This window comes from Bradyrhizobium sp. USDA 4503 (assembly GCF_054055815.1).
In genome coordinates this window covers 7301342-7317511 of record NZ_JBSRXS010000001.1, presented here as the reverse complement: position 1 = coordinate 7317511, position 16170 = coordinate 7301342, and the positions used below count along the sequence as shown (strand labels likewise).

Here is a 16170-nt window from a genome sequence, read left to right as displayed (position 1 = left end):
TAAATATCTATGGTTAATCCACGGTTACCCCCCTCCTCATGCGGACGTAACCAATTAGTTAACGAGCCAGCTGTACCCTATGTGTGAAACAATGGCTCTCGATTGCTGGCAATGTCTGATCGCACTAAATGAGCAGTAACCTCAACACGCGCTACTCGATCTACGAGCGCGCTTCGCGTGATAAGTACGCGCGCAATAGCGAGGGAGACGATTTCACTCCTTCGACGGGTGAGGAAGCCGTGCTTCATTACAGGCCAAGCACAGAATTGCGCGAGGCATCGACCGCATCACGCGATCGACCGAACGAGAGCAAGCCAAAGCTGCGTGTCGTCCTGGTACAGACCCAGGCCGAGAACGCCGGCGCGCAGGAGATATCGCGGCTGCTCGGCGCGGGCCTCTCCGCGCGCGGCTATGACGTCGCCAACCTGTTCTTCTTCCGCAAATCGGATTCCTTCGACGAGCCGCCCAATACTTTCTATTGCGCGCAGACCCGCCCGGGAAATCCCCTGGCCCTGCTGCGGATGCTGTGGACGCTCGCCGGTCATCTCAGGACCATCAGGCCCGATGTCGTGCTGACCTTCCAGCACTTCGGCAATGTGATCGGCGGAGGCGTGTCGCGGCTCGTCTGCCGCGCTCCGGTCATCGCCAATCAGGTATCCTCGGCGATGTCGATGAGCATGCCGGTGCGCGCCGCCGACATCTTCATGGGCTCGACCGGCTTCTTCCAGTGCATCACGCTGAACTCGCGGGACATGGAGCGTGAATACGCCCGCTACCCCGCGACCTATCGCGCGCGCATGACGCACGTCCCGCACGGCTTCGACGACAAGTCGCACAGCCTGCCAAAGAACGTCGCGCGGCAGCAGTTCAGGTTGCCGCCGGATCGCACGCTGCTTGGCTGCGCGGCAAGGCTGCATCCGCACAAGCGGCTCGATGCGGCAATTCGCCTGCTGGCCGCCGACCAATCCTGGCATCTTGCCCTTGCCGGACAAGGAGCGGACGAGGAACGGCTGCGAGCCCTGGCGAGCGAGCTGAAAGTCGCGGATCGACTGCACTTCATCGGCGAGATCCCACCGCGCCAGATGGCCGAATTCCTGGCGTGCCTCGACGTCTTTGTATTTCCGACGCAGGCCGAAACCTTCGGCCTTGCCGCTGTTGAAGCCGCGAGCGCCGGCATTCCCTGCGTCGTCAACGATCTTCCCGTGCTGCGCGAGGTGCTGTCCTACCAGGGACAGCCCGCGGCGGTCTTCGTTGACGCGGCTAACGAGGCCGAGTTTTCGGCCGCCGTGTCGAAAGTCCTGACCGATCGTTTGTTGAGCGACCAGCTGCGGCAAAGTGCCGTGGGCCTGAAGTCGCGTTATTCGTTGGATGCCATGATAGAGGAATACGTCCGCATTCTCGGCAATGCCGTGGGAGTGGACGCGCACTAGGAAATTGGGCTGGACATGATTATCGAGTTTCGCTGCGATCGCGCGCAGGCGCGACTCTGGATGCGTCGCGAGACGCTGCGCGTCAGCGATCAGGATATTCCCGTTCAGATCGCCTGGACGACGACGCCGGGGCCGAGGCCCGCCGGCCTCGACATGCTGTTCGAGCTCGAACGCATCGTGCTGCGCAAGGGCAAGGCGGGTGATGTCGACAGGCTGAAGACGATTGCGGAACGGCCGCGCATGGGCAACCCCGATGTGGTGGTCGACTTCACCACTGCCGAGCGGGACCCGAACTGCTCCGCCAGGCTCTACCTCCGTCCACACTTCAACGGACAGGCGGGCGAAGCCGCCGCACTGGCCGCCATTCTCGCCGGCGACCTGCCGGTGATTGAAATCGTCAACGAGCTCGACGGCACGGTCATGGACCGCGGCCATCCCTCGGCGGAAATCGCCACCGGCCTGAGCGGCGGGCTCGAAACGGTGATGGCGCGCACCCTGTCCATGCTGCCGCCGATCCTGTCCGGGGCTCCGCGGCTGGTGCCGCAACTCGCTGTGCCGGCGACCGGCAGCGCGCCGGGAAATCCCGCGCCCTTTGTCCTGCGCGGCGTCGCGACCTCGATCGCGAAGGAGATCTATCGTCTTTGCTGCTACGCGCCGCATTGGCATGTCGGCTGGCGCTACGCCGACGACGCGGATATCTGGCGGACCGGTGACCTGTCGGGACCTGCCTGGAGCGTGCTCGGCGATCCCGGCAATCACTTCTATGCCGATCCCGTCCCGGTGAAATGGCAGGGCAGGACGTTCGTGTTCTTCGAGGACCTCGACCACCGAACCGGCAAGGGCATCATCTCCGCGATCGAATTCGACGGCAACGGTCCGGTCGGCACGGTGCTGCCGGTGCTCGAAGAACCGTGGCACCTGTCCTACCCGTTCCTGATCGAGAACAATGGCGAGCTGTGGATGATCCCGGAAAGCACCGCGCATCGCGATGTCCCGATCTACAAATGCGTTCGCTTTCCCGACAAGTGGGAACGGCAGGGCACGCTGCTGTCCGGGCTCGAACTCGCCGACGCGACCATCACGCAGCATGACGGCCTCTACTACATGTTCGGAGCCTGGCGCGACGGCACCGGCGGATATTCCGACACGCTGGCGATCTATTACGCCGAGCAATTGTTCGGGCCGTGGCGGCCGCATGCAAGCAATCCGATCCTGATGGATCGCGCGACGACGCGGCCGGCCGGCAATTTCGTGACCATCAACGGCAAGCTGTGGCGGCCGGTGCAGGACTGCAGCAACGGATACGGCGCGGCGCTCGGACTTGCGGAAGTGCTCGAACTGTCGCCGACGACCTACCGGCAGGCCGTGCGCCATCTGCTCAAACCCGGGCCGCTGTGGACCGGACGCAAGCTGCACACGCTCAACCGCTGCGGCCGGCTCGAGGTGATCGACGGCTCGCGGGTCCAGCCGAAGACCACCGCCTTGCTGAACAGCCTGCGGTCAAGCGACCGACCAGCCCAGCGGGAGTGGCAAGGCACGCTGGCGAAGCCGATCGCGCGACGGCTCCACTAGCCTCGGTCGACCCGGTTCAGTTCAGGTCGGCACTCAGCACGCCGCCGAACTGTTCCCATGAGCTTCCGGTCCAGCGTTGCAGCTGAAGCTGCGTATAGGCCATGCTGTTGTCGGGGCCTGTGTTGATGGCGATGCCCGGCATCAGCGTCGGCAGCACGAGCCCTCTGATGTTGCGCGCCTGCTTCACGATGTTCTCGCGCGACAGGTCGTCACCGCACTGCTTCAGCACCTGCTCCAGGATCTGGCCCTGCTGGGTGCCGAACAGATAGTTGTTGTCGCCGATATCGGCGCCTGGGAGATATTTCTCGAAATGGGCGCGATACCATTTCATGCCGGGATCGTCGGCCCACTTCTTGTCGTTCGGATCCTTGGTGATGGTCGCCACGACAACGCCCACCGCCTTGTCCGCGCCCGCCGGCACGATGGTCGCGGACACCGAGCTCGACACATAGTTGACGATGGTCAGCGGCGACCAGCCGATCTCGTTCGCCTTCTTGATCGCCTGGGCCACGAATTTCGGTGTGCCGGCGATCAGGAACGCCTGCGCACCCGACGCCTTCAACGTCACCACGCGGGATTCGATGGTCGGCTCGGTGACCTCATAGGGAGACGTCACCACCTTCTTGTCGAAATCAGCCTTCAACACCTCCTTGAACGCGGCGACGAAATCGCGGCCGAGATCGTCGTTCTGGTAGAGGATCGCGATCTTCGCATCGGGCGCCGTCTGCGTGATGTATTTGGCGTAGATCTTTCCTTCGGTGTTGTAGCTCGGCAGCCCCGTGGTGGTCAGCGGAAACTCGGTGAAGTTCGCAAACTTGGTCGCACCGCTGACGACGAACAGATGCGGCACCTTCTTCGCGGTGACGTATTTGATGGTCGCACCGATGCCGGGCGTGCCGAGCGGGCTGAACAGGAACGCCACCTCGTCGCTCTCGATCAGCTTGCGGGTCTGCTCCACGGCCTTGGGCGGCGTGTAGGCATCGTCATAGGTGACGAGGTTGATCTTGCGGCCGTTGATGCCGCCGCGGTCATTGACGGAATGGACGTAGGCGATCAGGCCCTTGCCGGTGTTGCTGAGCGGAGACGCCGGGCCGCTGAACGGGAACGTCGCCCCGACCTTGATCTCCGATTCCGATACCCCCGGCGTTTCGGCGCGGACTGGAGCCGCGGCAAGCGCCGCGAGCATCGCAACGGACACGGCAAGCGTCTTCAACAACATGAAATTCCTCCTGAGCTTTTATGAATTGACCAACTCTTGCGATCGGCGCGCCGCGCTACCAGGCTTCGCCGAACGGCCTGATCTCGACATTGAACGACCACGCGCTGCGATCCTGATGGGCGACGTGCCAGACCTCGTCGGCGATCGCTTTCGGCTTGATGAAGAAGTCGTCCGGCCGATCCGGCCAGCGCTTGCGCGTCCACTCCAGATCGATCACGGCATCGATCACGAGATAGGCGACGTGAACACCTTGCGGCCCCAGATCGCGGGCCATCGCCTCGGCGAGAATCCGCTGTGCCGCCTTGGTCGGCGCGAACCCCGCGAAGCCAGCCTTGCCGCGCAACGCCGACGTATTGCCGGTCGCGACGATGGCGCCCTTGCCGGCAGCAATCATCGCCGGGGCAAATCGCCGTGCCAGGTACAGCAATCCCATCGTGTTGACCTGGAAGTTGCGATTGAGAATCTCTGGATCGATCTCGCGGAAGGTGCCGAACGCCCCGCCGACGGCGTTATGAATGACCACGGCGGGATTGCCGAGATCGCGCTCCACGGCGGAGGCCACCGCCTCGACCTGCGCGGGATCGGACACGTCGCACCGATAGGCCTTTGCGCCCGGCAGCTGCTTTTCGAGCGCGGCGAGGCGCGCCTCGTTCCTGGCGAGAAGCGCGACGCGATAGCCGCCCTCAGTGAATCTCCTGGCGAGCGCCGAACCGGTGCCGGGCCCAACGCCGGATATCAGAGAGACAGGTGCGGTCATGCGATCAACCCTCCGCGTTGCGGCTCATGGCCTTCATGGTCAGGCGGCCGCCTTCGACAGCAGCTTCTCGACATAGGGCTTGAGGTCCGGCCCGACATGCTCATGCGCGATCAGGCGGCCAAAGTGCGCAAACATCAGCGGATACTCATCCTGCACGCCCGGGTGCAGAATTTTCGCCAATCCTTGCTTTTGCAGCTGCTCGGTCCGCGCATGTTCATTCATGAACAGCGCGAGTTCGGCGGCAAAGCAGATGTCGGCAATCGAGATGCCGTTCCCGACCAGCGCCTCCCGCCGCGGCGACAGCGCCTGCTCGATGCCGGACGCATAGATCGCGAACGCATCCTTGGCGCGCGCATGAATGGCCGCATCGACCGTGCCGCCCGAGAGCGCCAGCAGGTAGATTTGCGAGTCCCGCGCGAACACCAGGCTGACATCGAGAAAACTGTCGATCCGCGACGCCTCAAAGGCGTCGCGCCCGTAGAGCGGGAACGTGGCCTCGCCGAGCCGCGCCACCGCGCGCATGATGCTGTTCGATTCGAAGATGCCGACCTTGCCGTCGGCGCCGAACGCGGCCGGCACATTACCGAACGGCTGCGCCGCCATGAACGCATCGGTCTTGAACAGTTGCGCCCCGGTCAGTCCGACCCGCCCGGTCCGTGCCAGCGACGACAGCGAGGCGCGCTCATGCTCCGCCAGCGGGCGGGCATCATAGTCCCACAACCAGTCCCGCAACTCCTTGCCGGACGCGCCCCTGACCTCGACGTCGACGCCGCAGAACCGCGCCGCGATGGTCGCCTTCCAGACCCGTGGGTTCGGCAGATAGGAGAAGATGCGCAAGGCGGCCATGGCGGCTGCTCCGGTGCTGATGCCTCAGGCGGCCAGCTTCAGGATCTTGACGACGTCGGCGGGCTCGCGGATCGGCTGCGGGTTGGCCCGCGTGAAGATCGACAGCATGGCGTTCCGGCCGATCAGCTCAAACCGGTCCTCGCCGACGCCGACATCGGCAAGCCGGCGCGGCAGGCCGAGCTCCGCGATGAACGCCGCAAACGCCTCGCCGGCGTCGCGCCCCGGCGCGCCGAGCGCGGCGGCGATCGATTGCTGGGCTGCCTCCGTCGCCGGGCGGTTGTAGCGCAGCACGCTCGGCATCATCACCGCCGTGCAGAAATAATGCGGCACATCGCAGGTGCCGCCGAGCACATGGCCGATGGCATGACTGGCGCCCATCGGCACCCGCGACTGCAATCCGAACGCCGACAGCCAGGAGCCGAGCTGGCAGCTCAGCCGCGCCGCCGCGTCGTCGGGGTAGGCCTTGGTGCGCAGCAGACCGTCGTGCAGATAGCGCAGCCCCTGCTGGCACACCGCATCGACCAGCACGTTGGGGCGGCTGGAGCAGATCGCCTCGATGCCGTGATCCATCGCCCGCGTCCCGGAACCGAGCCAGAGCTTCTCCGGTGTATATTTCGTGATCGCGGGATCGAGGATGATGCTGCGCGGCATCATCATCGGGTGGTTGAAGATCTGCTTCAGCTTGCGGCTGGTATCGGTGACCAGCGCGCCGGAATTGTATTCGCCGCCGGAGAGCGTGCTGGGGATCGCGATCATGCGCACTTTCGGCGTGCGGAACGGCCCGAAGCGGCGGTCCGGCGTGGTCTCGAAGCCGTCGAGGCCATCAGGCTCGAAGATCTCGTGCTCCATGCACATCAGCACGATCTTCGCCGCATCGACCACCGAGCCGCCGCCGATCGCGACGACGAGGTCCGCCTTGGCCTCGCCGGCTTGCCGCGCGATCTGCGTCACCACGTCCCGCGTCGTGTGCTGCGGCACGCCGTCGAAGGTCGCGGCGTGGCGGTCGCCGAGGGCTTGACGGATTTTCCCGATCTCGTCGGTCGTGGTGTTCAACGTCCGGCTGGCGATCAGATAGACGCGCCTGGCATCCAGCCGCTCGGCCTCCTCGCGCAGCGCTTCGGCCGCCGGCTTGCCGTAGATCACGGATTCCATGGTCGGGTATTGATGGCTGCCGGTGACGCGCATGCTTTCACTCCCTCGATGTGTCCGTGAGTTCCGCTGTCGGTCAGGCCGACAGCTTGGTGAAATCAGGCTGACGCCGTTCGGCGAAGGCGGCAAAGGCTTCGCGCGCCTCGGGCGTCGTCAGCCGCTCCTTGAACAGCACGCCTTCCTCGGCGATCTGCGCCGCGATCCGTTGCTGCTCGCGCATCAGCTTCTTGGTCATGCTGAGCGACCCCGCCGGCCGCCTGGTCAGTGCGACAGCCGCGTCATGCGCCCTCTTGCGCAGATCGGCCTGCGGCACCACGGCGTTGGCGAGACCAGATGCCAGCGCACCCTGCGCATCCATCGGCTCGCCGAGCGCGAACATCGCATAGGCCCGCGCGTGTCCGATCCTCAAGGGGAGCAGCCAGCTCGACGCCGCTTCCGGAACCAGAGCGAGGTTGACGAACGGCGTGATCAGCCGCGCATTCTCGGCAAGATAGACCAGGTCGCAATGCAGCAGCATGGTGGTGCCGACGCCGACCGCATTGCCCTGCACGGCGGCGACCAGCGGCTTGCCGACCTTGCTGATGGTCTCGATGAAGCGATGCGCGGGGCTATCGACTGCGCTTTCGCCGCGTGCCTGGCTCGCGAAGTCGGCGAGGTCGTTGCCCGCGGTGAAGCTGTCGCCGTCGCCCTGGAACAGGATGACGCGGACGGCCGGATCGGTCTCGGCCTGCTTCAGCGCCTGCGACATGGCGTCATACATGGCGCCGGTCAGCGCGTTCTTCTTCTCGGGCCGCTGCAAGGTCAGCGTCATGACGCCGGCGGCGATCTCAACCTTGACATGCTCGGTCATGGCACTCTCCCGTCAGGCGACCGCGCGGGCCGCCGTGGTTTCGAACTTGCCGTCGAGGAAGCCGGTCAGCCGCTGCCGGATGATCGCTTCGGCCTCGGCCATGATGCGGTCGATCAGCTCCTTGACGGTCGGAATGTCGTGGATCAGGCCGACCACCATGCCGCAGCTCCAGGCGCCGGCATCCATCTCGCCGTCGATCATCACCTTCGGATAGACGCCGGCCACCTGCTCGTGGATGTCCTCGATCTTCAGCCTGGCGCCCTTCTCGCGCTCGATCTCGAGCAGCTCATCGACGCCCTTGTTCTTCAGCACCCGCTCGGTGTTGCGCAGCGCGCGCATCACGAGGCGGGTGTCGAGCTCGTCGGCGTCGAGCAGCGCCTGCTTCACATTGGGATGAACCGGCGCTTCCTTGGTCGCGATGAACCGCGTGCCCATGTTCATGCCGGCCGCGCCCATCGACAGCGCCGCGACGAGGCTGCGCGCATCCGCCATGCCGCCCGAAGCGACGAACGGGATCTTCAACTCGTCCGCCGCGCGCGGCAGCAGGATCATGTTCGGGATGTCGTCCTCGCCGGGGTGACCGCCGCACTCGAAGCCGTCGACGCTGACCGCGTCGCAGCCGATCTTCTCGGCCTTCAGCGAATGCCGCACCGAGGTGCATTTGTGAATGACCTTGATGCCGGCCGCCTTCAGCGCCGGCATGTACTGCTCCGGGCTGCGGCCCGCGGTTTCCACCGCCTTGACGCCGCCCTCGCGGATCGCCGCGATGTATTCGGGATAGGGCGGCGCGGTGAAGCTCGGCAGGAAGGTGAGGTTCACGCCGATCGGCTTGTCCGTCATGTCGCGGCAGCGCGCGATCTCCTTCGCCAGCAGCTCCGGTGTCTTCTGGGTCAGGCCGGTGATGATGCCGAGACCGCCGGCATTGGACACCGCGGCCGCCATCTCGGCGAAGCCGACAAAATGCATGCCGCCCTGGATGATCGGATGCTGGATGCCGAACAGTTCAGTGATTGCTGTCTTCACAAGTCTCTCCCGCGTTTCCGCTCAGTGGACGATTTCGAACAGGCCCGCCGCGCCCATGCCGCCGCCGATGCACATGGTCACCACGCCGTATTTCGCCTTGCGCCGCCGGCCCTCGATCAAGAGGTGACCGGTGAGCCGCGCCCCGGTCATGCCGTAGGGATGGCCGATCGCGATCGAGCCGCCATTGACGTTCAGCTTGTCCGGATCGATGCCGAGCTTGTCGCGGCAATAGATCACCTGCACCGCATAGGCCTCGTTGAGCTCCCAGAGATCGATGTCGTCGATCTTAAGGTTGTGCCGCTTGAGGAGCCGCGGGATCGCGGCAACCGGGCCGACGCCCATCTCGTCCGGCTCGACGCCGGCGGCGACGAAGCCGCGGAAAATGCCGAGCGGCGTCAGGCCCTTCTGCGCGGCAACCTTGTCGCTCATGATCACGCAGGCCGAAGCGCCATCCGATAGTTGGCTGGCGTTGCCGGCGCTGATGGTCTTGCCCTCGAACACCGGCTTGATCTTGGCGAGTCCATTCGCCGTGGTATCCGGCCGCGGCCCCTCATCCTTGGCCAGCGTCACCTGCTGATAGCTGACTTCCTTGGTGTCCTTGTTGACCACGGCCATTTTGGTCGTGATCGGCACGATCTCGTCGTTGAAGCGGCCGCCCTGCAGCGCGGCGCCGACGCGGCGCTGGCACTCGAGGCTGTATTCGTCCTGCTTGTCGCGCCCGATCCCGTAGCGCTCGGCGACGACTTCCGCCGTCTCCAGCATCGACATGTACATCTCGGGCTTCATCGCCATCAGCTCGTCGTCGACGGCGTGGAACCTGTTCATGTGCTCGTTCTGCACCAGGCTGATCGACTCGATGCCACCGCCGATCGCGATCTCGACGCCGTCGAGCATGACAGAGCGGGCGGCGACCGCGATCGCCTGCAGGCCGGAGGCGCATTGCCGATCGATGGTGGTGCCGGCGACCGTCACCGGCAGCCCGGCGCGGATGGCACCCTTGCGCGCGACGTTCATCACCATGGTACCCTGCTGCATCGCGCAGCCCATCACCACGTCCTCGACCTCGCCGGGCGCGATGCCGGCACGCTTCACCGCTTCGGCCATCACATGGCCGGCCAAAGTCGGGCCGTCGGTGTTGTTGAGCGCGCCGCGATAGGCCTTGCCGACGCCGGTGCGCGCAGTGGAAACGATGACTGCATCCTGTGACATGCTTGCCTCTCTGGCTTAGGCGACCGCGTCGAGCTGCGCATAACGCAGCACGTGATAGGCGGGATCGCCGAACTGGATGTTGATGGAGGAAATCCGCTTGAAGTAATGGCCGACATTGAGCTCGTCGGTCATGCCCATGCCGCCATGCAGCTGCACCGCCTGGTCGGCGACGAACTTGCCGGCATATCCGATCTTCGACTTGGCGCCGGAGGCGAGCCGAGACACGCCGGCCTCATCGTCGCTGAGACTGAGGCTCAGATGCTGCATCAGCGACAACGCCTCCTGATGCGCGATGAACATGTCGACCATCCGGTGCTGCAGCACCTGGAAGCTGCCGATCGTGACGCCGAACTGCTTTCGCGTCTTGGAATAGTCCAGCGTCGCGGCGTTCAGTTCGCCGATCGCGCCGACCGCCTCGGCGCAGAGCGCGCCGATCGCGCGGTTACGGCAGGCTTCCAGCGCGGCGACGCCCCCGCCTTCGCTGCCCAGCAATTCCGCGCGCACGCCGCGCAGGCTGATCTCGGCCGCCCTTCGGCCATCGATCGTCCTGAAGCTTTGCAGATCGAGATTGGCGGCGCGGCGATCGACGACGAACAGGCTGACGCCGCCGCGATCGTGACGATGACCCGCGGTGCGCGCGGAGACGATCAGATAATCCGCCCACGGCGCGGCCAGCACCGCCGTCTTCTCCCCGGTCAGCACGTAATCGTTGCCCTCGCGGCGCGCCGTGGTGGTGACGGTGGCGAGATCGAAGCGCGAGCCCTTCTCGGTCCAGGCCAGCGCCCAAAGTTTCGTGCCTGCGATGATGTCGGCAATGAACGCTTGCCTCTGCGCGTCGGAACCTGCCTGCTCGATCAAGCCACCCGCAACGACGACCGTCTCGACGAACGGCTCGACCACGAGATGCCGGCCGAACTCCTGCATGATGATCATGGTCGACAGCGGCCCGCCGCCGAGCCCTCCGACCGCTTCCGAGAACGGCGCGGCGAGTAGGCCGAGCTCGGCGAACTCAGCCCATTGCTTGCGGCCCAACCCCTCTTCGCTCGCGACGATCTTGCGGCGGGCGTCGAAATCATACTGGTCGCGCAGCAGCCGCTGGACGCTGGACCGCAACAATTCCTGCTCTTCCGTGAACTGGATATCCATCCGATCCTCGTTGCTTGTGGCTAGAGTCCAAGCACCGCCTTGGCGATGATGTTGCGCTGGATCTCGTTAGACCCGCCGTAGATCGAGAGCTTGCGCGAGTTCAGATATTTCTCAGACGCCGTGTGGCCGTAGTCGGGGCCCGGCATGAAGTGATTGGCGCTGACCGGATGCTCGCGGATCGCAAGCCCGTAATTGCCGATCGCCCGATGCGTCAGCTCAGTGATGTTCTGGAAGATTTCGGTGCCCCGGATCTTGAACAACGAGGCGGCCGGTCCCGGGTCGATGCCGCGCGCCATCTGGCCGACGACGCGAAGCTCGGTCGCCTCCAGCGCCAGCACGTCGAGCTCGACGCGGGCGATGTCCCGGATGAATTCCAGATGCGCCGGATCGTCTTCGGGGATCTCCGCCTTCACGATCTTCTTCAGCCGCGCGATGTAGCGCGTCGAGCGGCCGATGCCGGCCATGCTGGTACGCTCATTGCCGAGCAGGAATTTGGCGTAGGTCCAGCCCTTGTTTTCCTCGCCGATCAAGTTCTCGGCGGGAACGCGCACGTTCTCCAGGAAGACGTCGTTGACCTCGTGCGAGCCGTCGATGGTGATGATCGGGCGCACGGTGACGCCGGGCGACTTCATGTCGATCAAGAGGAACGAGATGCCGGACTGCGGCTTGGCCGTGGGATCGGTGCGCACCAGGCAGAAGATCCAGTCGGCGTGCTGCGCCAGCGTGGTCCAGGTCTTGTGGCCGTTGACGATGTAGTGGTCGCCGTCACGCACCGCCTTGGTGCGGACGGTCGCGAGGTCGGAGCCGGAGCCCGGCTCTGAATAGCCCTGGCACCACCAATCCTCGCCGGACAAGATGCGCGGCAGGAATTTCTTCTTCTGCGCATCGTTGCCGAAGGTGTAGATCACCGGGCCGACCATGGTGACGCTGAACGCCAGCGGCGGCATCGTGCCGGCGCGCGTCGTCTCCTGCTCGAAGATGAAGCGGCGGGTGATCGACCAGCCGGGCCCGCCATATTCCTTAGGCCAGAGCGGCGCGATCCAGCCCTTCTTGTGCAGGATGCGATGCCACAGCAGCATCTGCTCCTTGGAGAGATCGGTCTCCGGATTGGCGACGCGCATCTCCGCCGGGTAATTGTCCTTGATGAAGGCGCGAACCTCATCGCGGAACGCCGCATCTTCAGGGGATAGCGCGAGCTCCATCTGACCGGCTCCCTACCACTTCTCGCCGAAGGGCCGGATTTCCAGCTCGAAGGTCCAGGCGCTCTTCGGCTGCTGATAGAGCTGCCAATAGGCGCCCGCGACCGATGCCGGCGGCATCAAGAGATCGGGATCGTCGAGCGCGTTCGGGCCGAGCGCCTCGATGCGGCGCTGCCGGACCCATTCGGTATCGACGCCGGAATCGATGATCAGATGCGCGACATGGATGTTCTTCGGCCCCAACTCGCGCGCCATTGCCTGCGCCACGGCGCGCAGACCGAACTTTGCGCTGGCAAACGCGGCATAGCCGCTGCCGCCGCGGAGTGACGCGGTCGCGCCGGTGAAGAAGATGTTGCCCTCGCCGCGCGGCATCATCAGCCGCGCCGCCTCGCGCCCAGCCAGGAAGCCGGAGTAGCAGGCCATCTCCCAGACCTTGCGGAACACGCGCTCGGTGGTTTCCAGGATCGGGAAATTGACGTTGGCGCCGATATTGAAGATGCAAACCTCGAGCGGCGCATGCTTGTCGGCATCGTTGAGGAAGGCCGTGATCTCCTCTTCCTTGCGCGCATCGAGCGAGCGGGCATGGATCTCGCCGCTGGCGGCCTCGATCTCCTTGACCAGCGGCGCCAGCTTGTCGCCGTTGCGGCGGCCGGCGAAGATCGTAAAGCCTTCGGAGGCGAACTTCTTGGCAATCTCGCCGCCGATAAAATCACCGGCACCAATGACGGCCACCGTCCTGTTTCTCTTCTGCATGGTGTTCTCCGGTCTTGTTTGAGTGAACTGGCTTGCGGCGACGGCTCGGCCTCAGCCGCGCAGCGACTCCGCGAGCTTGTGCTTCAGCAACTTGCCCGTCGATGTCGCGGGCAGCGCGTCCATCAGGATAATCTCCGACGGCCGCTTGTACGAGGTGAGTTGCGGGGCAATATGCGCCATCAGGTCCTGTACCGTGGCGGTCGAACCCTTGATCAGCTGCACAAAGGCAACCACCTCTTCGTTGCCCTCGACCGGCCGGCCGACCACGGCGCACTGCACCACGGCGTCGTGCGTGCTCAGCACCGCCTCGATCTCGGCCGGATAGACGTTGAACCCGGAGCGGATGATCATCTCCTTGGTCCGCCCGACGATATAGAGCGCATCATTCTCGAAGCGGGCCAGATCGCCGGTGTTGAACCAGCCGTCGCGGTCGATCGCCTTCGCCGTCAGGTCGGGCGCGCGGTAATAGCCGCGCATCACGTTGGGGCCGCGAACATGCAGCTCGCCGACTTCGCCTGACGCAACCGGCTTGAGGTCGCGGCCGATCAGCTTGGCCTCGAGGCCGGGCATGACGGTGCCGACCGCATGGTCAGCCCGCGGATTGTCGGGGCGGACGCCGGAGATGCCCGGCGAGCATTCGGTGATGCCATAGCCGTTGAGCAGCGGCAGCCCGAGCTCCTGCTCGACCCGGGATTTGAGATCGAGGTCGAGCGGCGCGCCGGCCACCGAGATCACCCGCAACCGGCCGCGATCGAGCTTCGGCAGGCCGGTATTGCGCCGGTATTCGAGCAGACGCTGATAGGTCGCGGGCACGCCGTTCAGGATCGTGATGCCCTCTTCAGTCATCGCCTTGACCAGCGCGGCCGGATCGTATTTCGCCACCAGACGCACGGTGGCGCCGATCATCAGGGTCATGGTCAGCAACGAGATGCCGACGATATGCGAGATCGGGAGCACGCAATACTGCACGTCATCGGCCGCCATCTTTCGGAAGCTTGCCGTCGCCCGGGCGCTGAACAAGAGATTGCGATGGGTCAGCATCACGCCCTTCGGCGTGCCCGTAGTGCCGGAGGTGTAGATGAGAACTGCAACCTGGTTGGCGCCGTCGGCCTCGACCGGCTCCGCCACGGTTGCCAGGTTCAAACCGGTGACGGCGATGCCGCGGAGCGGACCGACATCCTGCACGGCGGCCTCGTAACGCGCGGCATGCGTAGCCGCCTCCTTCGAGACCTCGGCGGTCAGCAGCACGCGGCGGGCGCCGCTGTGATCCCTGATCTGGTCGAGCTCACGCGGCGACAGCCGGGGATTGACCACGATGGACCAAGCATCGAGCCGGCTCGCCGCCAGCAGCAGGCAGGCGAGCGGGATCGAATTCTCGCTCACGATCATCATGCGGTCGCCGGCGCGGATGCCGAGCGCCCGCAGCGCCTCAGCGACGCGACTGACCGCCCGATCGAGCTCGCGGTAGGTCAGCCGCACCTTGTCGTCGATCAGCGCCGGATGATCCGGCGTCGCCCCGACGTGGTGATCGATCACCTCGTGGATGCGGTTCGGCAAGCCTTCCACACTTCCTTCAAACTGGGTCGACGCCTGCACTGAAACCTCCCTGTGACAGCCCTTTGGGCCTGATTTGTTGTCTTGAGGAATTTTCCCGCTCAGGCGGTCTTGCGCCGCCCCGCGGCCAGCTGCGCGACGATCTCGTCCTCGACCTCGCGCAGCTTGTCCTTGCCGAAGAAGATCTCGTCGCCGACGAAGAAGGTCGGTGAGCCGAACGAGCCGCGCGCCACCGCGTTGCTGGTGTTGTCGATCAGCTTCTTCTTCACCTCGTCCTGCTGGGCGCGGGCGATGATGCGGTCGATATCGAGGCCGGAGGACAGGAACGCTTCGCGGAACACCTGCGGATCGTCCATCTTCTTGGGCTCGGACCACATGTGGTGATAGGCGGCGCGAAAGTACGGTTCGAACAGCCCTTCGAAATCGGCAGCGACGACGCCGCGCATCAGCATCAGCGTGTTGACCGGAAAGAACGGGTTGGTCTTGAACGTCGTGATGTTGTAGCGGCGCAGGAAGCGCTCGGTCTCGAGCGCGTTGTATTCGGGCTTGTTCTTGATGCCGCGCAACGACTCGCCGGGCGACATGTTGCCGGTCGCCTTGTAGACGCCGCCGAGCAGCACCGGGATGTAGTCGAACTTCACGCCGGTGCGCTTCTCGATTTCGGGCAGCGCCTGCTCCGCCAGATAGGCGTTCGGACTTCCAAAATCGAAATGGAATTCGACCTTGAGCGGAGCAACCATGGAACGCCCTTCCCCTTGAGTACCAGCAGCCCTCAGCCGCCGCGTTGATCGAGCCGGGACCTTAAGTTCTATTTTAGAACTGTCAATATGATATTTGTCATCCAATGACTAAGTCACGGCTGCACGCGAGGCATCCTATTGAAATTGCGTTAGTTCTGTTTTAGAATTTTACTAAGCGATATCGTTGCTGACCGCAGGAGATGCTGATGAAATGGGATGCCCTCGAGGAGGAGCCGTGCTCGGTGGCCCGCACGGTGGCTGTCATCGGCGACCGCTGGAGCCTCTTGGTCCTGCGCGAATGTTTCCTGCGCATCCGCAGGTTCGATGACTTCCAGGCCTCGCTCGGGATCACGCGGCATCTGCTCGCCGACCGGCTGAAGAAGCTGGTGCGGTTCGGCGTGCTGCGCAAGATCCCCTATCAGGAGGCGCCGAAGCGCTACGAATACATCCTGACGCAGAAGGGCCTCGACCTTTATCCGATCATCATGTCGATCGTGCACTGGGGCAACGTCCACATGGTCGATTCGCGCGGCCGGCCGATGCTGCACGAACACAAGACCTGCAAGAAGATGTTCGATCCCGTCATGGTCTGTTCGGAATGCGGCGAGCCGCTGAGCGCGAAGGCGGTCCACGTGCATCCGGGCCCGGGTGCGCGGAAATCCTCACCCGTGCACGCCAAGGCGCACGAGCGGGCCAGGCGTGCCGCTGACTAGACCTGGATGC

The 16170-nt window shown here is 64.7% G+C and carries 15 protein-coding genes; 3 read left to right on the top strand and 12 right to left on the bottom strand.

All coding sequences use genetic code 11. From position 1 onward, the window contains the following. Positions 1-239 precede the first annotated feature (239 nt). On the top strand, positions 240-1430 hold the full coding sequence (locus tag ACVMIH_RS34850) for a glycosyltransferase family 4 protein (RefSeq protein ID WP_076830674.1): 1191 nt from the start codon (positions 240-242) through the stop codon (positions 1428-1430). A 15-nt stretch (positions 1431-1445) separates the two neighbouring features. Next, a complete protein-coding gene (locus tag ACVMIH_RS34845) occupies positions 1446-3002 on the top strand; it encodes a glucosamine inositolphosphorylceramide transferase family protein (protein WP_456864843.1) in 1557 nt (518 codons plus the stop codon). 16 nt (positions 3003-3018) lie between these two features. On the opposite strand, the gene ACVMIH_RS34840 is transcribed toward ACVMIH_RS34845, so the two are convergent. Genes ACVMIH_RS34840 through ACVMIH_RS34785 form a run of 12 tightly spaced genes read right to left on the bottom strand, consistent with a single transcriptional unit; the run spans position 3019 to position 15447 of the window. After that, a complete protein-coding gene (locus tag ACVMIH_RS34840; protein ID WP_057019208.1) occupies positions 3019-4221 on the bottom strand; it encodes an ABC transporter substrate-binding protein in 1203 nt (400 codons plus the stop codon). 55 nt (positions 4222-4276) lie between these two features. Continuing rightward, positions 4277-4978, bottom strand: a complete 702-nt coding sequence (locus ACVMIH_RS34835; RefSeq protein WP_057019207.1) for an SDR family NAD(P)-dependent oxidoreductase — start codon at positions 4976-4978, stop codon at positions 4277-4279. A 39-nt stretch (positions 4979-5017) separates the two neighbouring features. Then, the gene (locus ACVMIH_RS34830; protein ID WP_057019206.1) at positions 5018-5824 is read right to left on the bottom strand and encodes a glutathione S-transferase family protein; all 807 of its coding nucleotides are present in this window, start codon (positions 5822-5824) and stop codon (positions 5018-5020) included. A 24-nt stretch (positions 5825-5848) separates the two neighbouring features. Then, the gene (locus ACVMIH_RS34825; RefSeq protein WP_456864840.1) at positions 5849-7009 is read right to left on the bottom strand and encodes an iron-containing alcohol dehydrogenase; all 1161 of its coding nucleotides are present in this window, start codon (positions 7007-7009) and stop codon (positions 5849-5851) included. A gap of 40 nt (positions 7010-7049) precedes the next feature. Continuing rightward, positions 7050-7823: an enoyl-CoA hydratase-related protein gene (locus ACVMIH_RS34820; protein WP_456864839.1), complete on the bottom strand. Its 774-nt coding sequence runs from the start codon at positions 7821-7823 to the stop codon at positions 7050-7052. Between the two features lie 12 nt (positions 7824-7835). Then, positions 7836-8846, bottom strand: coding sequence for an NAD(P)H-dependent flavin oxidoreductase (locus tag ACVMIH_RS34815; protein WP_253625626.1), 1011 nt, complete (start codon positions 8844-8846; stop codon positions 7836-7838). Positions 8847-8867: 21 nt separating this feature from the next. Further along, positions 8868-10055: an acetyl-CoA C-acyltransferase gene (locus tag ACVMIH_RS34810; RefSeq protein WP_456864837.1), complete on the bottom strand. Its 1188-nt coding sequence runs from the start codon at positions 10053-10055 to the stop codon at positions 8868-8870. 15 nt (positions 10056-10070) lie between these two features. After that, a complete protein-coding gene (locus tag ACVMIH_RS34805) occupies positions 10071-11201 on the bottom strand; it encodes an acyl-CoA dehydrogenase family protein (protein ID WP_456864835.1) in 1131 nt (376 codons plus the stop codon). Between the two features lie 20 nt (positions 11202-11221). Continuing rightward, positions 11222-12403: an acyl-CoA dehydrogenase family protein gene (locus ACVMIH_RS34800; RefSeq protein WP_456864833.1), complete on the bottom strand. Its 1182-nt coding sequence runs from the start codon at positions 12401-12403 to the stop codon at positions 11222-11224. Between the two features lie 12 nt (positions 12404-12415). Further along, positions 12416-13153: an SDR family oxidoreductase gene (locus ACVMIH_RS34795; RefSeq protein ID WP_456864832.1), complete on the bottom strand. Its 738-nt coding sequence runs from the start codon at positions 13151-13153 to the stop codon at positions 12416-12418. A gap of 51 nt (positions 13154-13204) precedes the next feature. Further along, complete coding sequence (locus tag ACVMIH_RS34790) at positions 13205-14749, bottom strand: class I adenylate-forming enzyme family protein (RefSeq protein ID WP_456864830.1); 1545 nt, start codon at positions 14747-14749, stop codon at positions 13205-13207. A 59-nt stretch (positions 14750-14808) separates the two neighbouring features. Further along, positions 14809-15447, bottom strand: coding sequence for a 2-hydroxychromene-2-carboxylate isomerase (locus ACVMIH_RS34785; protein WP_076830551.1), 639 nt, complete (start codon positions 15445-15447; stop codon positions 14809-14811). A gap of 206 nt (positions 15448-15653) precedes the next feature. Between ACVMIH_RS34785 and ACVMIH_RS34780 the strand changes: the two genes are divergently transcribed. After that, on the top strand, positions 15654-16160 hold the full coding sequence (locus ACVMIH_RS34780) for a winged helix-turn-helix transcriptional regulator (protein WP_316398899.1): 507 nt from the start codon (positions 15654-15656) through the stop codon (positions 16158-16160). Positions 16161-16170: the final 10 nt, after the last annotated feature.